This is a genomic window from Pseudomonas viridiflava (genome assembly GCF_003702045.1).
GTDB classification, from domain to species: domain Bacteria; phylum Pseudomonadota; class Gammaproteobacteria; order Pseudomonadales; family Pseudomonadaceae; genus Aquipseudomonas; species Aquipseudomonas viridiflava_C.
On record NZ_RBTP01000076.1, the window covers coordinates 295,786 to 316,459 of the forward strand.

Below are 20,674 nucleotides of genomic sequence, written 5' to 3' on the forward strand. Positions count from 1 at the left end.
CGAATAGGCCAGTTCATCCGCTAAGAATGCGGCGTCAGGAACATAGCCTTCGCGAGCCAGCTCGCTCCCACGGGCTTTACCACGGCTCGATTCAGCCGCGCTCGGAGGGGTTGGCCAGGCCTGCGTCGACCAGCCATTGTTCCAGCCCTTCCAGGTCGGGAATGCGGGCGACCGTTTCGCCGACCTGCACCGCAGCCAGTTCCAGCTCGGTCAGTGGCACATCGACGTAGCTCAACTGGCTGTCGACTTTGCAAGACCGTGGAATGCCTTGGGTCAGCAGGGCAATGAACCTGATGTCGTTACGTGCGCCGAGGGCATTGAGCACCACGATGCGCGCACGGCCGCCGACTCGGGTGCGTCCGCCGCAGGCGGCTTCGAAGCTGAGCAGCGGCAAGCTGAGTTCGCGCCAGCTGATCAGCCCCAAGTACCATTCAGGCGCGCCGGGTTCGGCGCTGCAATCCTGATAGTCGATCAATTCTGCCACTGCGATATTGGGCAGCAGCAGGTGACGGTCGCTCAACGGCAGCAACAGTCCGGTCAGGCTGGTCATTCGGCTGGTCTGGAACGTGCTTTCAGACATTGACCTGACTCCAGTGGGCGATGCTGTCCAGTAACACACTTTCTTGATACGGCTTGCTCAGGTAGTCATTGACGCCGATGGCCATCGCCCGGTCGCGGTGTTTCTGACCAGAGCGGGATGTGATCATGATGATCGGCAAGTCCTTGAGCTGTTCGTCATGACGGATATGGCTGGCAACCTCAAAACCATCCATGCGCGGCATTTCAATGTCCAGCAGCATGATGTCCGGGGTGTGCTCCTGAAGCAGGGCCATAGCGTCCACACCGTCCTTGGCGGTCAAGACATGCATGCCGTGGCGCTCCAGCAAACGGCCGGTGACTTTGCGCACCGTGACCGAATCATCCACCACCATGACCAGCAACGGCCTGACGTGCTCGGCCTCGTTGAACGCAGGTGCAGGCCCGTCAACCATCGGTCTGCGCAGACGCCCCTGCAACGCACGAATCTGCGCCATCAGGTCGAGAATCAGTACCACGCGACCATCGCCTAGGATGGTCGCCCCGGAAATGCCCTGAACCCTGGCGAACTGAGCGCCGAGGTTCTTGACCACGATTTCCCGAGAACCTGCCAGTGCATCGACCTGCACCGCCACCCATTGATCCTGCAAATGCACGAGCAGGACCGGCAACGGCTCCAGTTGGCCGATCAGCCGTGGCGGGCTGTTGTCGATCAATTCACCGAGGTAGCGCAGCTCGTAACTGCGTCCGCCGTATTGATAGCGCGGCGGGCTCGTCTGGTAGTACCCGGCCAGCTCGTTCGGCAGAACCCGGACGATACCATCGACGGTGTTGAGCGGAACGGCGTACTGCTCCTCGCCACAGGTGACCATCAGCGCACGGTTGACCGATACCGAAAACGGCAGGCGGATCCTGAAACGTGTGCCCTTGCCCGGCACCGAGTCGATCACCATCGAGCCGCCCAGTTGCTTGACCTCGGCGTGCACCACATCCATGCCCACACCGCGCCCGGAAATCTGGGTGATGATGTCGGTCGTGGAAAAACCGGCCTGCAAGATAAACGGCAGAATCTCGTGATCGGCCAGATCGGCGTCGGGATGGATCATGCCGCGTTTTATCGCCTTGCGCCGAACGGCCGCCAGATCGACGCCCGACCCGTCGTCACTGAGTTCGATCACAATATCGCCGCCCTCGTGCATCAGCTCCAGGTTGATCAACCCCTGTTCGGGCTTGCCGGCAGCCAGGCGTCTTTCAGTGCTTTCAAGGCCGTGATCGACGGCGTTGCGCAACATGTGTTCAAGGGGCGCGACCATACGTTCCAGCACATTACGGTCCATTTCGCCGTCGGCATTGGCGACCTCGAACTGGACTTTCTTGTCCAGCTGGGTCGCCACCTGCCGCACCACACGTCGTAATCGCGGGACCATGCGCTCGAAAGGCACCATGCGCGTACGCATCAGCCCTTCCTGCAACTGGGTGTTGACCCGAGCCTGCTGCGACAACAGCATCTCGGCGTCACGGGTACGGGCACCGAGGGTTTCCTTGAGGTCCATCAGGTCGGATGCCGACTCGAACAGCGCCCGGGACAACTGCTGCAACTGAGAGTGGCGGTCCATTTCCAGCGGGTCGAATTCTTCGTAGCCCAAGCGCTCGGCCTGCACCTGCTCGCGACTGAGGATGCGGCCCTGGGTTTCCATGTCCAGACGGCGCAACTGATCGCGCATCCGCTCGATGGTCGTTTCCATCTCGATCAGCGCAACCTGAGCGTCGAGCATCTGCTGCTCGATGCGCCCCCGAAATATCGACGTTTCACCCGCCAGGTTGACCAGATTCTCCAGCTGTTCGGCCGGGACCTTGATCGTTTCCGGTACGTTGCGCTCGGATTCCGCCTCGCCAGCCGGCGCTAGAGGGATTGCCGGTTCCGGCTCAGGTGTAGCGGCAAGCGGCACGCGCGGCGTCGGTTCCTGCCCCACGAGGCCCTGCATGCTCTCGATCAACAGGGTCGCGTCGGGCAGCGGCTTTTCGGTGCGCACGGCGTCGAGCATATCGGCCAGCACGTCATGGCCACTTTGCAGCAAGCTCATCATCAGCGGGTCTGGCTGCATCGTGCCGGTGGAGAGCCCTTCATAGAGGGTTTCCAACTCATGGGCCAGATCGCCGATGGGGGCGATTTCAACCATACGCGCGCCACCCTTGAGCGTGTGCAGATCGCGCAGCAGGTTTTCGACTTCCAGGGTGTTCTGCGGATCAGCCTGCCAGCGTGCCAAGGCCGCTCCAGAGCTGTCGAGCAGGTCGAATCCTTCTTCGAGGAAAATCTCAAGCAGCTCGGTATCGCGTTCCGGCGGCTCTTCAATCGGCTCGACCGGCGCAGCAGGCTCGGACTCCCGATGCTCTTCGCGACGACAGCGAATCAGGGCGTCGATCAAGGGTGCCGGGTCGTTGAGCGCCTCTTGTCTGAACAACTGTTCCAGCATGATCGCCAGTTCATCATGGCTCTTGAGCAACAGGTCGCCCAACTGCGGCGAGTGGCTGAAACGCCGGTCGATCAGGCCTTCGTAGAGGTTTTCCAGCTCATGAGCCAAATCCCCCACTTCGGCGACCTCAGCCATCCGCGCCCCGCCTTTCAGCGTGTGCAGATCGCGTTGCAGCGACGACAGCGGCAGTGGGTTTTCCGGCTCGTCCAACCAGCGCTGCAACGCCTGACCGGCACTGTCGAGGATGTCGACGGCCTCTTCGAGAAAGATCTCGACGATTTCGTCGTCAAGGCTGGCGACTTCGGGCTGCAGGGCCTGACTTGCCAACTGCTCGGTGGCGGCATTGAGTTCGGTAACCGTCAATGTGTGATGGCCATCGCTCTTGACCAGCCCGGTCGCTGAGGGATCAAGCGCCTGATCAAGCAGTTCGTGCAGCGCTCTGACGCATTCGGGACGCGGGTCGACATCCTGCCCTGCGGCGACCTGATCCAGCATATTGATCAAGGCTTCATGGGCCTGCTCGGCGTCATCGAAGAAACGCTCGCTCACCGCCAGACTGCTTTCTTCGACCGCGCCATACAGGTCAAGCAAGGCTTCGCACAGCTCATCGACCTGCGGCAGATCAGCCAGATGCGCACCGTGCCCCAGCGTGGTCAGCTCATCGAGCAGCGCACTGAGTTCCTGCCGCTCGCCAGGGTGTTCGCGCCAGCGACGCAGCAGGTTTTCCGCATCCAGCACGATGTCCATGCCTTCGGCGAGAAAGCTGGCGATCAACTGGGGATTGCGCTTGATCCGAAGGCCGTTGTCCGACTCGCGCAAGGCGGCTGTGAGCCGGTCGTTGAGCAGTGAATACGCAGCTTCGATCAACGCAGGCGCACCCGGAATCGATGCCAGCGGTTGGCTGTCCAGTTGATCGAGCCCTTTGCGCAACAGCGGTTCGGCGCTGCGCAGCAAGCGGATTTCTGGCGGGCCGATGGCGATCAGGTTGGCCTTGTACTCACGCACCAGTTGATCCAACGGGCTGGACAGTTCGGCAATCGGCAGTACGCCGGCCATGTGTGCGCTGCCTTTGAGTGTGTGCAAAGCACGCAGCAGGCTGTCGCCGATCGATGGCGAAGGCGACTGTTCGGCGGTTTCAAGAAAGCGACTCAGTGTGCCCAAATGCCCAAGCGCCTCTTGGCGGAATATCTCCAACAACTGCGGATCGATGACTTCAACGTCAGCCCCTTCAGGCGGTATAGGCAACGAAGGCGGCTCCAGACCACTGGCCAGCGCATGCGCGCGAGCGGCCAGCAGGTCCACATCGTTTCGCTGGCGCTGGGCGCCTTCGGCGAAATCCTTGATGACTGCTGGCAGCAGCGCCAGCACGTCGGCCATCAACTGTTGGACGTCGAGCGCCGGCAGCACATCGCCTTCCAGCACCCGGTTGAGCAGGTTTTCCACCGACCAGGCCAGTTCGCTGAGAATCAGCGCCCGGACCATCCGCCCACTGCCCTTGAGCGTGTGAAACGCCCGCCGCACTTCGGTGAGCGCCGCAACGTCCCACTGCCCCTGACTGTCCAGCGAACCCAACCAGCGAGGCAGGTATTCGCGCAGGGCGTCCAGCACTTCTTCGGCTTCTTCCAGAAAGACTTCACACAGCTCACCGTCCACCGCCTCTTCGCCGGAAGGCGGCGGCAGCAGGCTGGTTGGTGCGTTACGGGCGGGCGGGTTGACGGCTGATACCGGCCTGGCCAGCACCTGCGCGATGGTCTGCGTCGGGCTGACCAGCGCTTTGCGATCGTCCAGCGCAAGTAGCTCGTCCTGGGTGATGACCTCGTCGAGCAGCGGCACTTCCAGCGTATCCGGCGCAGGCGTGTAGCCCAGTCGGGCCAGGCTTTCTTGCGCCATGTCGAGAATCTGATCGCCCGGCGCCGCATGGTCCTCCCCCATGCGCTCCAGGTAATACTCGACGCCGGTGATGGTGTCGGCCAGGCAGTCGAGCTGAACCCAGCCGGGACGCGTTTCGTCCACCAGCAGGTGCTCCTGAATGTATTCGTTGCACGCCGCCAGCAAACTGGCCGCCCGGGCCAGCGGGATCATCGCCAGAGCGCCGCGCACCTGCACCAGCAGCGCGCACAGCGGATCAAGGCGCTGACGGTCCCATTCGCCATCGATGTAATCCAGAATCACGTCCTTGGCCTGCTGCAGCACAACACGTGCCTCGCGAATCACGAGTTGATGAATCTGGGTCAGATCTGTTGTCGGCAAGCGGCTGTCTTCGCGGCTGGCCTGCTCGGTATTACCGGCCATGCCAGCCAGCGTCGATTCGACGTACAGCAAAGCACCCGCAACATCCATCAGCGCCGCGTCGCTGGGTTCGCGCTGACCGTGCGCCATGCCCTGCACCACCGAAAGCTGATCGATGATCACCTTGCGGGGCTGACCGAAACCGAGCACCGCCAGGGTATCGGCGATCTGCCGCAGCGGCGGCAGCAAGGCGTTGAGTTCGCTGACGTGTTGGCGGTCGCCGCGCACGAACACATCCAGCCGCTCCTTGATCCGCACCAACCCTTCGCACAGGGCCACAATGACCGAGCGCATGGCATCGCGGTCGGGCCCGGCCATTCGCGCCCGTTCTTCGTTGACCACGTCGTTGCCGGGCAGTGCATCGGCCAGCGCGTACTGGTCTTTCAGATCGAGCATCTTTGGCGCAAGGCTGTCGGATTTGGCGATGTAGAACAGCAGGCTTTTCAGCAGTTCTTCGGGCGCGGGCTGGTTGATGCCTTCGATGCCCTGCTCGGCCAGACGCTTGAGTTCCTTGTCGGCATCCTTGAGCAGGCTACGCAGGGCCGGGCTGTTGGCGAAGTTGCCGTTGAGCATGGTTTCGACCAGCGCCGTGGCGATCCGCCAGAGCGGCCCCAGTGGCGCGTCCTCGCAAAGCTGTTCAAGGCGGGCAAATACCTTGGCCATGTAGCCAAGCTGCGTCTTGACGCCCTGCTCACGCATCAGACCGGCGAGCGCGGCCTGTAAAGTCTGGCGCAATTTGCGCAACAGCGTGGGCAGATCAGGTGTGTTGCGCCGGGCCAGCTCTTCCTCGTCCAGCGCCGGCACCACGACCAGTTGCGGCGCGAACAGGCTGGTTTCCGACAGCAGGGTTTCGCCCCGGGCGCTGCGCAAATCATTGAGCAGCGGCAGGACCACCAATGGCAAATCACGGCGCGCCGAATGAATGCGCTCCAGGTACACCGGCAATTGAGTCATGGCCTGGATCAGCAGCTGTTCGGATTCAGCCGGATGACTGACGCGGTTCTGTTGCACAGCCAGTACCAATTGCTCGATTTCCTCGGCCAGCAGCGCTGCGCCGTAGAACTCAATCATCTGCAGGCTGCCATGCACCTGATGCACAAGGTTCAGGCACTCGGCCATCGCCGCTGTGTTCGCGGGATCCACAATGAATTCGTCCAGCGCGTGACGTGCCTGGATAAGCGTCTCGGCGATCTCGCCCTTGAGCCACTCCAGAGCCACGTAATCGTGACGATCAGCCATGACGCATACCGCTCTTTACCCGATCCAGATCGTTCATTGAGTGAACATCATCCGATTTTTTTCGATGGCGGCAAGGCGAAACCCGATACGGAGCGACGCATCTCGCTGGCCATCTTGGCCAGATTGCCAATACTCTCGGCAGTTGCCGAAGTGCCTGAGGTGGTTTGCGAGGTGGTCTGCTGAATGACGCTCATGGTCTGGGAAATCTGTCCGGCCGATTCGGCCTGTTGCCGGGCGGCATCGGTGATACTTTCGATCAGTTCGGCCAGCACCCTGGACACCCCTTCGATTTCCTCGAGCGCCACCCCGGCATCCTGCGCCAGCCGTGCGCCGCGTACCACTTCGCTGGTGGTCTGCTCCATAGAGATGACCGCCTCGTTGGTGTCGTTCTGAATGGCCCTGACCAGCGTTTCAATCTGCTTGGTGGCCGACGACGAGCGCTCGGCCAGGCGCTGCACTTCGTCGGCTACCACTGCGAAGCCGCGTCCTGCATCACCTGCCATAGACGCCTGGATCGCCGCATTGAGGGCCAGGATGTTGGTCTGATCGGCAATGTCATCGATCAGGCTGACAATATCGCCAATTTCCTGAGAAGACTCGCCCAGCCTCTTGATACGTTTGGACGTGTCCTGAATCTGCTCGCGAATGTTGTCCATGCCTCGAATGGTGTTGTGTACCACCTCGTTGCCCTTGTTGGCGATGGTCACCGAACGTTCTGCCACCGAAGAAGATTCCGAGGCATTGGCCGATACCTGATCGATGGACGCGGCCATGTCGTTGATGGCCGTTGATGCTGCGCTGATCTGTAATGCCTGATGCCGGGAGGCCGCCGACAACTGCATGGCGGTGGCCTGGGTTTCGGCGACGGCAGTGGCGACCTGCTCGGCCGTGAGGTTGATGGTGACCACCAGCTCGCGCAGCTGGTCGATGGAGTAATTGATGGAGTCGGCAATCGCGCCCGTAAAGTCCTCGGTGACTGACGCCGTGACAGTCAGGTCGCCATCGGCCAGGTTTTCGATCTCGTCGAGCAGACGCATGATCGCGTTCTGATTACGCTCGCTCTTCTGAGCGGTTTCCCGCAACTGACGGTTGGTTTCGCGGACCATCACCAGCGCGATCAGGATGATCGACATCAACGCCAATAGGCCCAACACGTAACCGCCCACGGTGTTGACCGTGCGCCGGTTGGCGAGGTTTTCCAGGCTGTTGGCCAGCACTGACGTCTCGTCCAGCAGGGTCTGCGAGGTGTTGAAAATATTGCCGGAGGCTTCACGCACCCGGTACAGCTCGGGCGAGGTTTCGAGAATTTCGTCCACCGAGCCCGACACAAATTCGAACAGCTCGGAAATCTCGGCCAGACGCGCACGCGCGTCGCGGTCTTCGACCTGAGCGATGCGCAGGGTCGCGTTACCTTCCAGCATGCCGTTTAGCACACGCCCGAACTGGCTGGCGTCGCGGCCAAAGGCGTCAGCGGCTTGCACGGCCGTTTCGTCACCGGCCAGCACTGTGTTGACCGACCCCAGAATACGCTCGGCCAGCAGCGCCTGACGCTGGGCAACCACGACCTGAGTGGCGGGTGCTTTGCTTTGCAGAAGGATTTCGACGACCTTTTCGTACTCGGCCTGCAACTGTGGAATGGTCTCGGCAAGGGTCGCGGCCACTTGATGCAGGGACAATACAGTCTGCTCGCTGGCCAGGATCACATCGGTGTTTTTGCGCAGCGCTTCCCAATCGTTCTGCACATTGCGCAGCTCGTCGCGTATCGACGACGGCGCGGCTGGCAGGCTGGTCGTAGGGTCGCCCTTTCTCAGGTAACCCCAGCGCAAATCGAAGTCGTTACGTGCATCAGCCAGCAGCTTGAAGGCCTGGGCCTTGCCCGAAGCCGCCTCGGTGGCGTTTTTCGCGATACGCTGGGAGAGCACGCGCAGCTCTCCGGCGTGCCCAATGTACTGCTTGTCGTAATTCGACTGAGTATTGAGGTAGGCGAAGTTGGCGAACAGCAACATGATGAAAACGATGAGCGCGAAGAACAGCACAACAATCTGTGTACGGCTGCGTGCGCCTTCCAGTGACCTGCCTGTCTTACTCATTTAAATCAGGCCCCCGCCTGGACCAACGTCGATTCGTGACACAAAACAGACCCACCAATACCGGGTCACCGCGAACAGCTAGAACGCGACATCCACGAACTCTTCAGATTGCACCAGCGCCCACGGGCTGAACACCAGCCAGGCCTGCTCACGGATGAACTGCCCGCGCAGAAACGGCACGAGGCGTGGATCCGGCGTGCCCTGTGCTTCGGGAATCAGGCTCAACTGACTGAAATGCTGCATGCCGAAGACTTCATCCACCAGCAGACCGGCGAAGGCATCCTGATGTTCAACCACCAGTACACGACGCTGCTTGCGCACAGGTGACAAGTCCTGGCCGAAGAATCCACACAGGTCGGTGAGCGGCAACAAGCGACCGCGCAGATTGGCAATGCCCACGACCCAGGGCTTTACCCCATGCAGGGCAGCATGCCGTGGCTCATGCAGGATTTCGGCAATCTCGCCAATGGGCGCCACAAAACGCTGCTCGCCCATTCTGAAACCAATACCGACCCAGTCCTGCTGATGGGCTTCTTGCAACGGCAGACCTGCCGCCAGCGACCGGCAACGCCGATCGATATCCAGAAGCATTTCAAAGGCTGTACGTGGCTCGGCCATGACGAATTCCGGCAATCAGCCGGCCAGCACCGCGTTCAGGGTTTTCATCAGGGTGTCTTCATCGACCGGCTTGGTCAGGTAATCACGCGCGCCCTGACGTTTGCCCCAGACCTTGTCGGTTTCCTGATCCTTGGTGGTGATCATGATCACCGGGATCATGGCGGTGTCAGCGTCCTTGGTCAGTTGGCGGGTTGCCTGAAAGCCGTTGAGGCCCGGCATCACGATGTCCATCAGCACCGCGTCGGGCTTTTCCTGACGAGCCAGGGCCACGCCGTCTGCGCCGTTTTCAGCCTTCAACACTTCATGGCCGTGCTTTTCCAGCATGCCGGTGAGTTTGTACATTTCAGTCGGCGAGTCATCGACGATCAATATTCGAGCCATGGGTGTTCCCCGTCAGGTTGCGAGCACGCGGTCAGTGGGCGCGGGCGTCACGGTATGTGTTGTTCTACTGCAACGAAGCTCGGCACATGAGCCTTGATCGCGCTGAGCAGTTCTTCCTTGTTGAAAGGCTTGGTCAAAAACTGATCAGACCCGACGATCCGTCCCTTGGCCTTGTCGAACAGCCCGTCCTTGGAGGACAGCATGATGACAGGCGTGGACTTGAACGCACGGTTGTTCTTGATCAGGGCGCAGGTCTGATAACCATCCAGACGCGGCATCATGATATCGACGAATATGATGCGTGGGTGGTTATCGGCAATCTTGGCCAGCGCATCGAAACCGTCAATGGCCGTAATGACTTCACAACCGACGTTTCTCAGCAGCGTTTCGGCGGTTCGGCGAATGGTCTTCGAGTCGTCGATGACCATGACTTTCAAGGCTGTGGGGTGCTGTTCCATATCTGCTCTTCCATCGCCGCAGCGAATATTTGCGCGTTCTGCAAAGCACTGGGAGCCTGATGGTATGGCTTCACTGATCCGCAAGGACCGTGGGCCGGATGCCGAGCCTTTTTAGCACACTCTCCCGGCTCAATCCATAAAGTGCGCGGCCACGTGCCTGCCCCTTGACCGGGAGCACGTGGAGCGCCACCCTGACGCCTATTTCACGGCCGAATCGGCCCTTATCGATCAGAGGATATTGCCCATGAGCGTTCGCCTAGGGATTGTCATGGACCCCATTGAGCGCATCTCCTATAAAAAGGATAGCTCACTGGCCATGCTGCTGGCTGCACAGGCGCGCGGTTGGGAGCTGTTCTATATGGAGCAGAAAGACCTGTACCAGAATGCAGGTCAGGCGCGTGCGCGGATGAAGCCGCTCAAGGTGTTCGCCGATCCGGGCAAATGGTTCGAGTTTCAGGCCGAGGTCGACGCAGGCCTGGACGATCTGGACGTGATCCTGATGCGCAAGGATCCCCCGTTCGACATGGAATTCGTCTACGCCACCTACCTGCTGGAGCAGGCCGAGCGTGCGGGCGTGCTGGTGGTCAACAAGCCGCAAAGCCTGCGTGACTGCAACGAAAAGCTGTTCGCTACGCTGTTCCCGCAATGCACACCGCCGACACTGGTCAGCCGCCGCGCCGATATCATCCGTGAGTTCGCCGAGCAGCATGGCGACGTGATCCTCAAGCCGCTGGACGGCATGGGCGGTGCGTCGATCTTCCGCCACCGTGCGGGCGATCCCAACCTGTCGGTGATTCTGGAAACCCTCACCGCTCACGGCACCCAGCAGATCATGGCGCAGGGGTATCTGCCTGCGATCAAGGATGGCGACAAGCGCATTCTGATGGTCGACGGCGAGCCCGTTCCATACTGCCTGGCGCGTATTCCGGCCGCAGGTGAAACCCGGGGCAACCTGGCGGCTGGCGGTCGCGGTGAAGCGCGCCCACTGAGTGACAAGGACCGCTGGATCGCTGAACAGATCGGCCCGACCCTGCGTGAAAAAGGTCTGCTGTTTGTGGGCCTGGACGTCATCGGCGAGCACCTGACCGAAATCAACGTCACCAGCCCGACCTGCATCCGCGAAATCGACAACGCGTTCGGCACCGACATTGGCGGCCTGTTGATGGACGCTATTGAGAAGAAGCTGCAGGCGCGCGCTGCCTGATTGTCGGGTTTACGTTGAAATGACTCAGGACTGCGGAACGCCACTACGTCAACGTAGCGCTGTCGCACGGTAAACTTGGTGGGAGCGGACCGGGCGGCGTTCCGCTTGTCCGCGAAAAGGCCGGTACATCCGACGCATATGCGATGGCTGAAACACTGCATTCGCGGACAAGTCCGCTCCCACGACGCCCCGTGTTTGCTCAGCGACAGCGCTTCGTCGCAGATGTGGCGGGGCCTACCAAATCGAGGGCTGCCGGGCCTAGCGGGCACTGAACGTCCCTTCGTCCGATCCAGACCAGAGCTCCACGCGACATTGCGTTATCATGCGCCACCTGTAACACGACACGGACTTTGACATGCAGGCTGACGAGATGCTGAACCGCCCATGACATCGATGGCCAGAAACGACCTTGCGCTGGAACTCGCAAACGTAGGCGTGCGTCCGGCCGACCGGCTGGGTTTCACCATGATGATCGCTGCGCTGATCCATCTGGCGATTATCCTTGGCGTGGGCTTTACCTATGTGAAGCCTGAGCAGATTTCCCAAACGCTGGAAATCACCCTCGCCACCTTCAAGAGCGAAGAGAAGCCCAGGCAGGCTGATTTCCTTGCCCAGGACAACCAGCAGGGCAGCGGAACACTGGACAAGGCCGAGACGCTCAAGACCACTGAAATCGCGCCATATCAGGACACCAAGGTCAATAAGGTGACTCCGCCGCCAGCCAGCAAACCGGTGGTCAAGCAGGAAGCACCGAAAACCGCCGTGGCCACGACCGCACCGAGCCCTCAGAAAACCGTCGCCAAACGCGAGGAAGTCAAACCGGAGCCGACCGCAAAGGCCGCGCCCTCGTTCGACAGCGCTGAGTTGACCAACGAAATTGCCAGCCTCGAAGCCGAGCTGTCCGCCGAGCAGCAGTTGTACGCCAAACGTCCGAAGATCCATCGCTTGAACGCCGCCTCGACCATGCGCGACAAGGGCGCCTGGTACAAGGACGACTGGCGCAAGAAGGTGGAACGGGTCGGCAACCTGAACTACCCGGAAGAGGCCCGCCGCAAACAGATTTATGGAAACCTGCGGTTGCTGGTCTCGATCAACCGCGATGGCTCGCTCTACGAAGTGCTGGTGCTTGAATCTTCCGGGCAACCTCTGCTGGATCAGGCAGCACAGCGAATCGTGCGTCTGGCAGCACCATTTGCGCCGTTCACCGGCGATCTGGCAGACATCGACAGGCTTGAGATCATTCGTACGTGGAAATTCGCCCGTGGGGACAAGCTTTCAAGCAACTGATTCTTTCGGCAGAACCTGCTGTTACACCTATAACTGATAGTTGTCAGGCACGCGGCTCAACGCCACACTAGGGCTCATGAAAAAAGTCTCTCCGAGTTACCTCAAGCATCAGTTCTTGATCGCCATGCCGCACATGCACGACGAGAACTTCTCGCAGACCTTGACCTACATCGTCGAGCACAACGCCAATGGCGCAATGGGGCTGGTGATCAACCGCCCGCAAAGCCTGACCCTGGCCGATGTGCTCGAACAACTGCGACCGGAGCTTCCTGCACCGGCTCGTTGCCAGCACATTCCCATTCATTCCGGTGGCCCCGTGCAAACCGATCGCGGCTTCGTCCTGCACCCAAGCGGTCAGGTGTTCCAGGCAACGGTCGATCTGGGGGGCATCTCGCTGTCCACGTCTCAGGATGTGCTGTTTTCCATCGCCGACGGCTACGGGCCTGATCAAAATGTGATCACCCTGGGCTATGCTGGCTGGGACGCAGGCCAACTGGATGCCGAAATGGCCGCCAATGCCTGGCTGACCTGCTCGTTCGACCCGACCATTCTGTTCGAGGTAGACAGCGAGCAACGCCTTGATGCTGCAGCCGCACGGCTGGGCATCAACCTCAGTCTTCTTTCTACCCAAGCGGGGCACGCCTGATGGCTGCATTGCGCCTGCTGCTGGGCTTTGATTTCGGCACCAAACAGATCGGCGTTGCGGTCGGCCAGGCCATCACCGGCCAGGCCCGTGAACTGTGTACGCTGAAAGCGCAGAACGGCATCCCGGATTGGGACAAGGTCCAGGCACTGATCAAGGAATGGCAACCCGACGCCATCGTGGTTGGTCTGCCGCTGAACATGGACGGCACGCGCAGCAACATGAGCGACCTGGCGGAAAAGTTCTCGCGCAAGCTCAATGGCCGCTTCGGTGTGGCGGTCTATACCCACGACGAGCGACTGACCACGTTCGAAGCCAAGGGCGAGCGCATGGCCCGCGGCGGCCAGAAAGGCAGCTACCGCGACAACCCGGTCGATGCCATTGCCGCGGCGCTCTTGCTGCAAGGCTGGCTCGATGCGAACCCCGAGCTGTTGAACGCGTGACTGTTTGCGTCCGCACCGCTTCGAGATACCCGGATTCCACGTTTACGCTTGAGCGACGCCGCACTGACGGCCGCTGCCCGAGCCCCAAGGAGCAACCATGAGCCTGCCCAACCCCGCCGAACTGATTCGTCAGATGGCCACTGACCTGAACGCTCACCTGAGCAAGCGCGGCATCAGCGACCCTCGTTTCATCGGCATCCGCACCGGCGGCGTGTGGGTCGCGCAGGCGCTGCTCAAAGCGCTGGATAACCCTTCCCCGCTCGGCACGCTGGACGTTTCCTTCTACCGCGACGACTTCAGCCAGAACGGCCTGCACCCACAAGTGCGCCCGTCCGAGCTGCCGTTCGAGATCGAAGGCCAGCACCTGGTGCTGATCGATGACGTATTGATGAGCGGGCGCACCATTCGCGCAGCACTCAACGAGCTGTTCGACTATGGTCGCCCGGCCAGTGTCACCCTGGTCTGCCTGCTGGATCTGGAGGCTGGCGAACTGCCGATCCGCCCCAATGTGGTCGGCGCGACGTTGTCTCTGGCACCGCAGGAACGCATCAAGCTGTCCGGCCCCGAGCCTCTTGCACTCGAACTTCAAGACCTCTCAACCGCCCTTTAAGAGTCCTTTGCGATGACGCCTCTCGACGCCAAGCGCCCGCTGCAGCTCAACCATCAGGGCCAGCTGCGCCATTTCCTGTCTCTGGACGGCTTGCCTCGCGAGCTGCTCACCGAAATTCTCGACACCGCCGACTCGTTTCTCGAAGTCGGCACCCGGGCGGTGAAGAAAGTCCCGTTGTTACGTGGCAAGACGGTGTGCAATGTGTTCTTCGAGAACTCGACCCGCACACGGACCACATTCGAACTGGCGGCCCAGCGTTTGTCGGCCGACGTGATCACGCTGAACGTCTCCACCTCGTCCACCAGCAAAGGCGAGACGCTGTTCGACACCCTGCGCAACCTTGAGGCGATGGCCGCCGACATGTTCGTCGTTCGCCACGCTGATTCAGGTGCCGCGCACTTCATTGCCGAGCATGTGTGCCCGGAGGTGGCGATCATTAACGGCGGCGACGGCCGTCACGCCCACCCGACGCAGGGCATGCTCGACATGCTGACGATCCGTCGTCACAAGGGCGGTTTCGAGAACCTGTCGGTCGCCATCGTCGGCGACATCCTTCACTCCCGCGTGGCGCGCTCCAACATGTTGGCGCTCAAGGCACTGGGCTGCCCGGACATCCGCGTGATCGGACCGAAAACCCTGTTGCCGGTCGGTATCGAGCAATACGGCGTCAAGGTCTACACCGACCTGAACGAGGGATTGAAGGACGTGGACGTGGTCATCATGCTGCGCCTGCAACGTGAACGCATGACCGGCGGCCTGCTGCCCAGCGAAGGCGAGTTCTATCGCCTGTTCGGCCTCACCACTGCGCGTCTTGCCGTCGCGAAACCCGACGCCATCGTCATGCACCCCGGACCGATCAACCGAGGCGTAGAAATCGAGTCGGCAGTGGCCGACGGCGCTCATTCGGTGATTCTCAATCAAGTGACCTACGGCATCGCGGTGCGTATGGCGGTGCTATCGATGGCCATGAGCGGACAAACCGCACAACGACAGTTCGAGCAGGAGAACGCCCTGTGAAGCTCAGTATTCTCGGCGCTCGCGTCATCGACCCGGCCACCGGCCTGGACACCCTAACCGACCTGCACATTGATGCCTGCAAGATTCTGGCAATCGGCGCGGCCCCGGTCGGGTTCGAAGCGACACAGACCATCGACGCCACCGGCCTTGTGGCCGCGCCCGGCCTGGTCGACCTTAACGTTTCCCTCTGCGAGCCGGGTTACAGCCGCAAAGGCAGCATCGCCAGCGAAACCCGTGCAGCCACCGCAGGCGGCGTGACCAGCCTATGCTGCCCACCGCGCACCAAACCGGTACTGGACACCTCGGCAGTCGCCGAACTGATCCTGGACCGTGCCCGCGAAGCCGGCTTCAGCAAAGTGTTTCCGATAGGCGCGCTGAGCAAGGGCCTGGACGGCGAACAACTGGCTGAGCTGATCGCCCTGCGCGATGCAGGCTGCGTTGCGTTTGGCAACGGGCTGAGTAGCTTCAACAACACGCGCACGCTGTGCCGGGCGCTGGAATACGCAGCCACCTTCGACCTGACGGTGATTTTCAATTCGCAGGATCGCGACCTGGCTGAAGGCGGTCTGGCCCATGAAGGCCCGACGGCCAGTTTCCTCGGGCTGGCCGGCATCCCGGAAACCGCTGAAACCGTTGCCCTTGCCCGCGACTTGCTGCTGGTCGAGCAAAGTGGCGTGCGTGCGCACTTCAGCCAGTTGACCAGTGCGCGCGGCGCTGCCCTGATCGCTCAGGCGCAAGCCCGTGGACTGCCGGTGACGGCGGACGTGGCGCTGTATCAATTGATCCTGACGGACGAGGCGCTGATCGATTTCTCCAGCCTGTACCACGTCCAGCCGCCGCTGCGCACCCGCGCAGACCGTGACGGGCTGCGTGAAGCGGTCAAATCCGGGGTGATTCAAGCCATCTCCAGCCACCACCAGCCCCACGAGCGTGATGCCAAGCTCGCGCCATTCGGTGCAACCGAACCGGGCATCAGCAGCGTCGAGCTGTTGCTGCCGTTGGCGATGACACTGGTAGAAGATGGCCTGCTGGACTTGCCCACCCTCATCGCCCGCCTGAGCAGCGGCCCCGCAACTGCCCTGCGCCTGCCTGCCGGCAAACTGAGCGCCGGAGCGCCTGCTGACATCGTCCTGTTCGATCCAGCGGCTTCAACCCTGGCGGGCGAAACCTGGCTGTCCAAAGGCGAAAACTGCCCCTTCATCGGCCACTGCCTGCCGAGTTCGGTGCGTTATACGCTGGTGGATGGGCGGATCAGTTTTAGCTGTTGAAGTGCCTACTGCATCATGGCCACGATTCGCGTACAGCCGCTAAGTGACGCAGAGCGTCACGGGCGGCATGGCCTCCAGTTATCAACCGCGTCGTGCATTCTCCACCGAGATCTGATTATTCAGTGTCCAGAAGTCATACAGGATGCCGATCAGGAACAATCCGCCTGTGAACAGGTAGATGATCCCGGTGATCCATTTGCCCATGTACATGCGATGCACGCCGAAGAAGCCGAGGAAGGTGAGCAGAATCCACGCCAGGCTGTAGTCGGTGGAGCCGGGTGTGAAGCGCAGGTCAGCCTCGCGATCCATTGACGGGATCAAAAACAGGTCGATCAGCCAACCGATGCCAAACAGACCGAATGTGAAGAACCAGAGGGTCCCGGTCACGGGCTTGCCGTAGTAGAAACGGTGCGCGCCCAAAAACCCCAGAATCCACAACAGATACCCCATGACCTTGCTGTGCGTGTCGGACCGATAGGCGTTCATTTGTATCCTCGTTGAGCCGATAGAAAAAAATAGATAACATTTTTGTGACTTCGATGTCGTCTTCCGACGTATGGCATCCGACCCTCTTCTACACCGTCAAACCCTTGTCGCCAAAGGAATTACTGTGAAAAAGGAAAGAGTCTGTCGCTCATTTTGCAATGATGCCACTGTGACTCACTCGACAAATGGGGTCAGGATTTTCAAAAAAGCTGTTATAAAGTTGCGCGCTGACCACTATGAGCCCTGCCGAATGCGTCCTTTTTTCAAGACATGGCTAACCATTTGCCTATTTATGCCACTGGCCGCCCACGCCACCAATCGTGAGCAACAGCTTCCTGCGAGCTTCTCGGGTTACACCGCAAAAAATCACCTTACGCCCGTGATCGCTACGCGCAATGCGCCTCAGGAAGCCACCGCCATCCCTCAAGCAACGCGAAACGCCCGCGCCGTTCAGACGCCGGTTTCGCGAAAGAATTCCGCCAAGGCTGCAAGCGCCAAGACGCTGGCTGCAGGCAATGCCAAACAGGGCAACGCCGTTGTGAAACGTGCGCTGCAGACGGTTGGCACACCCTACCGCTGGGGCGGTACAACACCGGGCAAAGGCCTGGATTGCAGTGGGCTGGTGAAGTACGCCTACAGCGACGTGCGTGAAGTCGATCTGCCTCGCACCTCGAACGCGATGGCTCAAGGCCACGGCCAGACGGTTGATCGTAAAGACCTGAAACCGGGCGACCTGCTGTTCTTTAACATCAAGAGCCGCAACGTGAACCACGTGGCAATCTATCTGGGCGAAGGCAAATTCGTTCATGCACCGCGTCGAGGCAAAGCCGTTACCGTCGACACGCTGAACAAGCCGTACTGGAACAGCCACTACAAGATCGCCAAGCGCGTACTGCCCAAGCAGACGAACCAGATGCGGGTCGTGCAACGCTGATCTGCGCTGATCCTCCCAAAGGCCTGCCTGAGCGCAGGCCTTCGTCACCCCTACCCTCGCGTCATCATTAGAAGTTGTCGGGCACCTTGGCCCGTTCACGAGCGCTCTCGCGTGTAATCAGCCCTTTCTTGACCAGATCAGCCAGACACATGTCCAGCGTCTGCATGCCCACCGAGCCTCCGGTCTGGATCGCGGAATACATCTGCGCCACCTTGTCTTCACGAATCAGGTTCCGGATTGCCGGCGTGCCCATCATGATCTCGTGGGCCGCAACGCGCCCGCCGCCTACTTTCTTGAGCAATGACTGCGAAACCACCGCATGCAATGACTCGGACAGCATCGAGCGGATCATGGATTTTTCTTGGGCCGGGAATACATCCACCACCCGGTCGATGGTCTTGGCGGCCGACGTGGTGTGCAGGGTGCCAAATACAAGGTGACCGGTTTCAGCGGCTGTCAGCGCCAGACGAATCGTTTCAAGGTCGCGCAGCTCGCCCACCAGGATCACATCCGGGTCTTCACGCAGGGCCGAGCGCAAGGCTTCCGAGAAGCCCAGTGTGTCGCGATGCACTTCACGTTGGTTGACCAGGCACTTCTTGGACTCGTGAACGAATTCGATAGGGTCTTCAATGGTCAGGATGTGGTGGTGCTTGTTGCAGTTGAGGTAGTCGATCATCGCCGCCAGCGTGGTCGATTTGCCCGAGCCAGTGGGACCTGTGACCAGAATCAGGCCGCGGGGCACGTCTGTAATCTTGCGAAACACACTGCCCATGCCCAGATCTTCCATGCTCAGAATTCGGGACGGGATGGTTCGGAACACGGCACCGGCGCCGCGATTCTGGTTGAACGCGTTGACACGAAACCGCGCCACACCCGGCACCTCAAATGAAAAGTCAGTCTCCAGATCCTCCTCGAAGTCCTGCCGCTGCTTGTCATTCATGATGTCGTAGATCAGCGCTTTGACTTCTTTGGCGTCAAGCGGGGGCAGGTTGATTCGCCGCACGTCGCCGTCGACACGGATCATCGGAGGCAGGCCCGCAGAGAGGTGCAAGTCCGACGCGCCCTGTTTGGCACTGAAGGCCAGCAGCTCGGTAATATCCATACAGCTCCTCAATCACATAGAATGCCGCAGACTTTAGCCCTGCTGGCGCAAATCAATGTCCACGATAGCAGCGAACATTTCAACGCTCGAACAACGAATTCGTACAGCATCTCTCGCGGTACAGCGCGATCCGGCTTCGGTCGGCCTGCTGGCGGTCAGCAAAACCAAGCCTTCCAGCGCGTTGCGAGAAGCCTACGCGGCCGGTTTGCGGGATTTTGGCGAAAACTATTTGCAGGAAGCGCTGGGTAAACAGGCCGAGTTGGCCGACCTGCCCTTGTGCTGGCACTTCATTGGCCCCATTCAATCGAACAAGACGCGCGCAATCGCCGAACACTTCGACTGGGTACATTCCGTGGATCGCCTGAAAATCGCCCAACGCCTGTCCGAGCAACGGCCTGAGAACCTTGAACCGCTCAATATCTGCATTCAGGTCAATGTCAGTGGCGAAGCCAGCAAATCCGGCTGCACTCCAGAAGACCTGCCTGCGCTGGCGGCCGCCATCAGCGACTTGCCGCGCCTTAGACTGCGCGGCCTGATGGCGATTCCCGAGCCGACCGAGGACAAGACCGAGCAAGAGGCCGCTTTCGCCGCCGTGCGCACGCTACAGGATGAACTGAACGTGCCACTCGATACCCTTTCGATGGGCATGAGCCACGACCTGGAAGCCGCCATCGCACAAGGCGCAACCTGGGTACGGATTGGTACGGCTCTCTTTGGTGCCCGCGACTACGGCAAGCCATAACTTCCATACAAGGAACCCATTCATGAGCAAGACCCGTATTGCCTTCATCGGCGCCGGAAACATGGCCGCCAGCCTGATCGGCGGATTGCGCGCCCAAGGTGTGGATGCCAGCCTGATCTGCGCCAGCGCGCCGGGTGCCGAAACCCGCGAACGTATTGCCAATGAGCATGGCATCAGCGTATTTGCCGACAACGCCGAGGCGGTCAGGAACGCCGATGTGGTGGTGCTGGCGGTCAAGCCGCAGATGATGAAATCGGTATGCCAGGCCCTGAAGCCAAGCCTTGAAGCCCATCAACTGATTGTATCGGTCGCTGCGGGCATCACCTGCGCCAGCCTCACCACCTGGCTGGGCGATCAGCCGGTCGTGCGCTGCATGCCCAATACCCCTTCGCTGCTGCGCCAAGGTGCCAGCGGTCTGTATGCCACCGAAAAAGTCACCGCCACCCAGCGCGAGCAGGCAGAGCAATTGCTGTCGGCTGTCGGGATTGCAGTATGGGTCGAGCAGGAAAAGCACATGGACGCCGTGACAGCTGTGTCCGGCAGCGGCCCTGCGTATTTCTTCCTGATGATGGAAGCAATGACCGCAGCAGGTGTGAAGCTTGGCCTGCCGGAAGACATCGCTAAAAAACTTACCCTGCAAACCGCACTGGGCTCGGCGTTGATCGCCACTGGCAGTGATGTGGATGCAGGTGAGTTGCGTCGTCGTGTCGCCTCGCCGGGCGGGACCACGGAAGCGGCCATCAAGGCATTTCAGGCAGGCGGTTTCGAAGCACTGGTGCAAACCGCGCTGACCGCCGCCGACCACCGCGCAGCCGAACTGGCTGAGCAATTGGGCAAATAATTTCCTGGTCC

General features: G+C 60.7%; 18 protein-coding genes. 10 read left to right on the forward strand and 8 right to left on the reverse strand.

Annotation, left to right across the window (positions count from 1 at the left end):
* Positions 1–91: 91 nt before the first annotated feature.
* The 6 genes from ALP40_RS24190 to pilG all read right to left on the reverse strand — a co-directional run bounded on the left by ALP40_RS24190 (position 92) and on the right by pilG (position 10,086).
* A complete protein-coding gene (locus tag ALP40_RS24190; protein ID WP_122210658.1) occupies positions 92–580 on the reverse strand; it encodes a chemotaxis protein CheW in 489 nt (162 codons plus the stop codon).
* Positions 573–6,539: an Hpt domain-containing protein gene (locus ALP40_RS24195; RefSeq protein WP_122210659.1), complete on the reverse strand. Its 5,967-nt coding sequence runs from the start codon at positions 6,537–6,539 to the stop codon at positions 573–575. Before ALP40_RS24195 ends, ALP40_RS24190 begins: the two co-directional genes overlap by 8 nt.
* A 47-nt stretch (positions 6,540–6,586) precedes the next feature.
* Positions 6,587–8,629, reverse strand: coding sequence for a methyl-accepting chemotaxis protein (locus ALP40_RS24200; RefSeq protein WP_122210660.1), 2,043 nt, complete (start codon positions 8,627–8,629; stop codon positions 6,587–6,589).
* Positions 8,630–8,707: 78 nt separating this feature from the next.
* Positions 8,708–9,247: a chemotaxis protein CheW gene (locus tag ALP40_RS24205; RefSeq protein ID WP_122210661.1), complete on the reverse strand. Its 540-nt coding sequence runs from the start codon at positions 9,245–9,247 to the stop codon at positions 8,708–8,710.
* Between the two features lie 15 nt (positions 9,248–9,262).
* The gene (pilH, locus tag ALP40_RS24210; RefSeq protein ID WP_004884368.1) at positions 9,263–9,628 is read right to left on the reverse strand and encodes a twitching motility response regulator PilH; all 366 of its coding nucleotides are present in this window, start codon (positions 9,626–9,628) and stop codon (positions 9,263–9,265) included.
* A gap of 47 nt (positions 9,629–9,675) precedes the next feature.
* Positions 9,676–10,086: a twitching motility response regulator PilG gene (gene pilG, locus ALP40_RS24215; protein WP_122210662.1), complete on the reverse strand. Its 411-nt coding sequence runs from the start codon at positions 10,084–10,086 to the stop codon at positions 9,676–9,678.
* Between the two features lie 244 nt (positions 10,087–10,330).
* Here pilG and gshB point away from each other — a divergent pair, with 244 nt between their 5' ends.
* From gshB to ALP40_RS24250, 7 genes are all read left to right on the forward strand, one after another.
* Complete coding sequence (gshB, locus tag ALP40_RS24220; RefSeq protein ID WP_122210663.1) at positions 10,331–11,290, forward strand: glutathione synthase; 960 nt, start codon at positions 10,331–10,333, stop codon at positions 11,288–11,290.
* A gap of 384 nt (positions 11,291–11,674) precedes the next feature.
* On the forward strand, positions 11,675–12,577 hold the full coding sequence (locus ALP40_RS24225; protein ID WP_122210664.1) for an energy transducer TonB: 903 nt from the start codon (positions 11,675–11,677) through the stop codon (positions 12,575–12,577).
* A 76-nt stretch (positions 12,578–12,653) separates the two neighbouring features.
* Positions 12,654–13,223, forward strand: a complete 570-nt coding sequence (locus ALP40_RS24230) for a YqgE/AlgH family protein (protein WP_122210665.1) — start codon at positions 12,654–12,656, stop codon at positions 13,221–13,223.
* Entirely contained in the window at positions 13,223–13,663 is a 441-nt protein-coding gene (gene ruvX / locus ALP40_RS24235; RefSeq protein WP_122210666.1) for a Holliday junction resolvase RuvX, read from the forward strand. Before ALP40_RS24230 ends, ruvX begins: the two co-directional genes overlap by 1 nt.
* A gap of 97 nt (positions 13,664–13,760) precedes the next feature.
* Positions 13,761–14,273, forward strand: coding sequence for a bifunctional pyr operon transcriptional regulator/uracil phosphoribosyltransferase PyrR (gene pyrR / locus ALP40_RS24240; protein WP_122210667.1), 513 nt, complete (start codon positions 13,761–13,763; stop codon positions 14,271–14,273).
* Positions 14,274–14,285: 12 nt separating this feature from the next.
* The gene (locus tag ALP40_RS24245) at positions 14,286–15,290 is read left to right on the forward strand and encodes an aspartate carbamoyltransferase catalytic subunit (RefSeq protein ID WP_122210668.1); all 1,005 of its coding nucleotides are present in this window, start codon (positions 14,286–14,288) and stop codon (positions 15,288–15,290) included.
* Positions 15,287–16,558: a dihydroorotase gene (locus ALP40_RS24250; protein ID WP_122210669.1), complete on the forward strand. Its 1,272-nt coding sequence runs from the start codon at positions 15,287–15,289 to the stop codon at positions 16,556–16,558. Before ALP40_RS24245 ends, ALP40_RS24250 begins: the two co-directional genes overlap by 4 nt.
* 81 nt (positions 16,559–16,639) lie before the next feature.
* On the opposite strand, the gene ALP40_RS24255 is transcribed toward ALP40_RS24250, so the two are convergent.
* Positions 16,640–17,044, reverse strand: coding sequence for a TM2 domain-containing protein (locus tag ALP40_RS24255; protein WP_122210670.1), 405 nt, complete (start codon positions 17,042–17,044; stop codon positions 16,640–16,642).
* Positions 17,045–17,294: 250 nt separating this feature from the next.
* Here ALP40_RS24255 and ALP40_RS24260 point away from each other — a divergent pair, with 250 nt between their 5' ends.
* Complete coding sequence (locus tag ALP40_RS24260) at positions 17,295–17,978, forward strand: C40 family peptidase (RefSeq protein ID WP_122210671.1); 684 nt, start codon at positions 17,295–17,297, stop codon at positions 17,976–17,978.
* A gap of 67 nt (positions 17,979–18,045) precedes the next feature.
* Here ALP40_RS24260 and ALP40_RS24265 read toward each other — a convergent pair whose 3' ends face one another.
* Positions 18,046–19,080: a type IV pilus twitching motility protein PilT gene (locus ALP40_RS24265; protein ID WP_122210672.1), complete on the reverse strand. Its 1,035-nt coding sequence runs from the start codon at positions 19,078–19,080 to the stop codon at positions 18,046–18,048.
* Positions 19,081–19,135: 55 nt separating this feature from the next.
* Here ALP40_RS24265 and ALP40_RS24270 point away from each other — a divergent pair, with 55 nt between their 5' ends.
* Positions 19,136–19,822, forward strand: a complete 687-nt coding sequence (locus tag ALP40_RS24270) for a YggS family pyridoxal phosphate-dependent enzyme (RefSeq protein WP_122210673.1) — start codon at positions 19,136–19,138, stop codon at positions 19,820–19,822.
* A 22-nt stretch (positions 19,823–19,844) separates the two neighbouring features.
* Entirely contained in the window at positions 19,845–20,663 is an 819-nt protein-coding gene (gene proC, locus ALP40_RS24275) for a pyrroline-5-carboxylate reductase (RefSeq protein ID WP_122210674.1), read from the forward strand.
* Positions 20,664–20,674 lie beyond the last annotated feature (11 nt).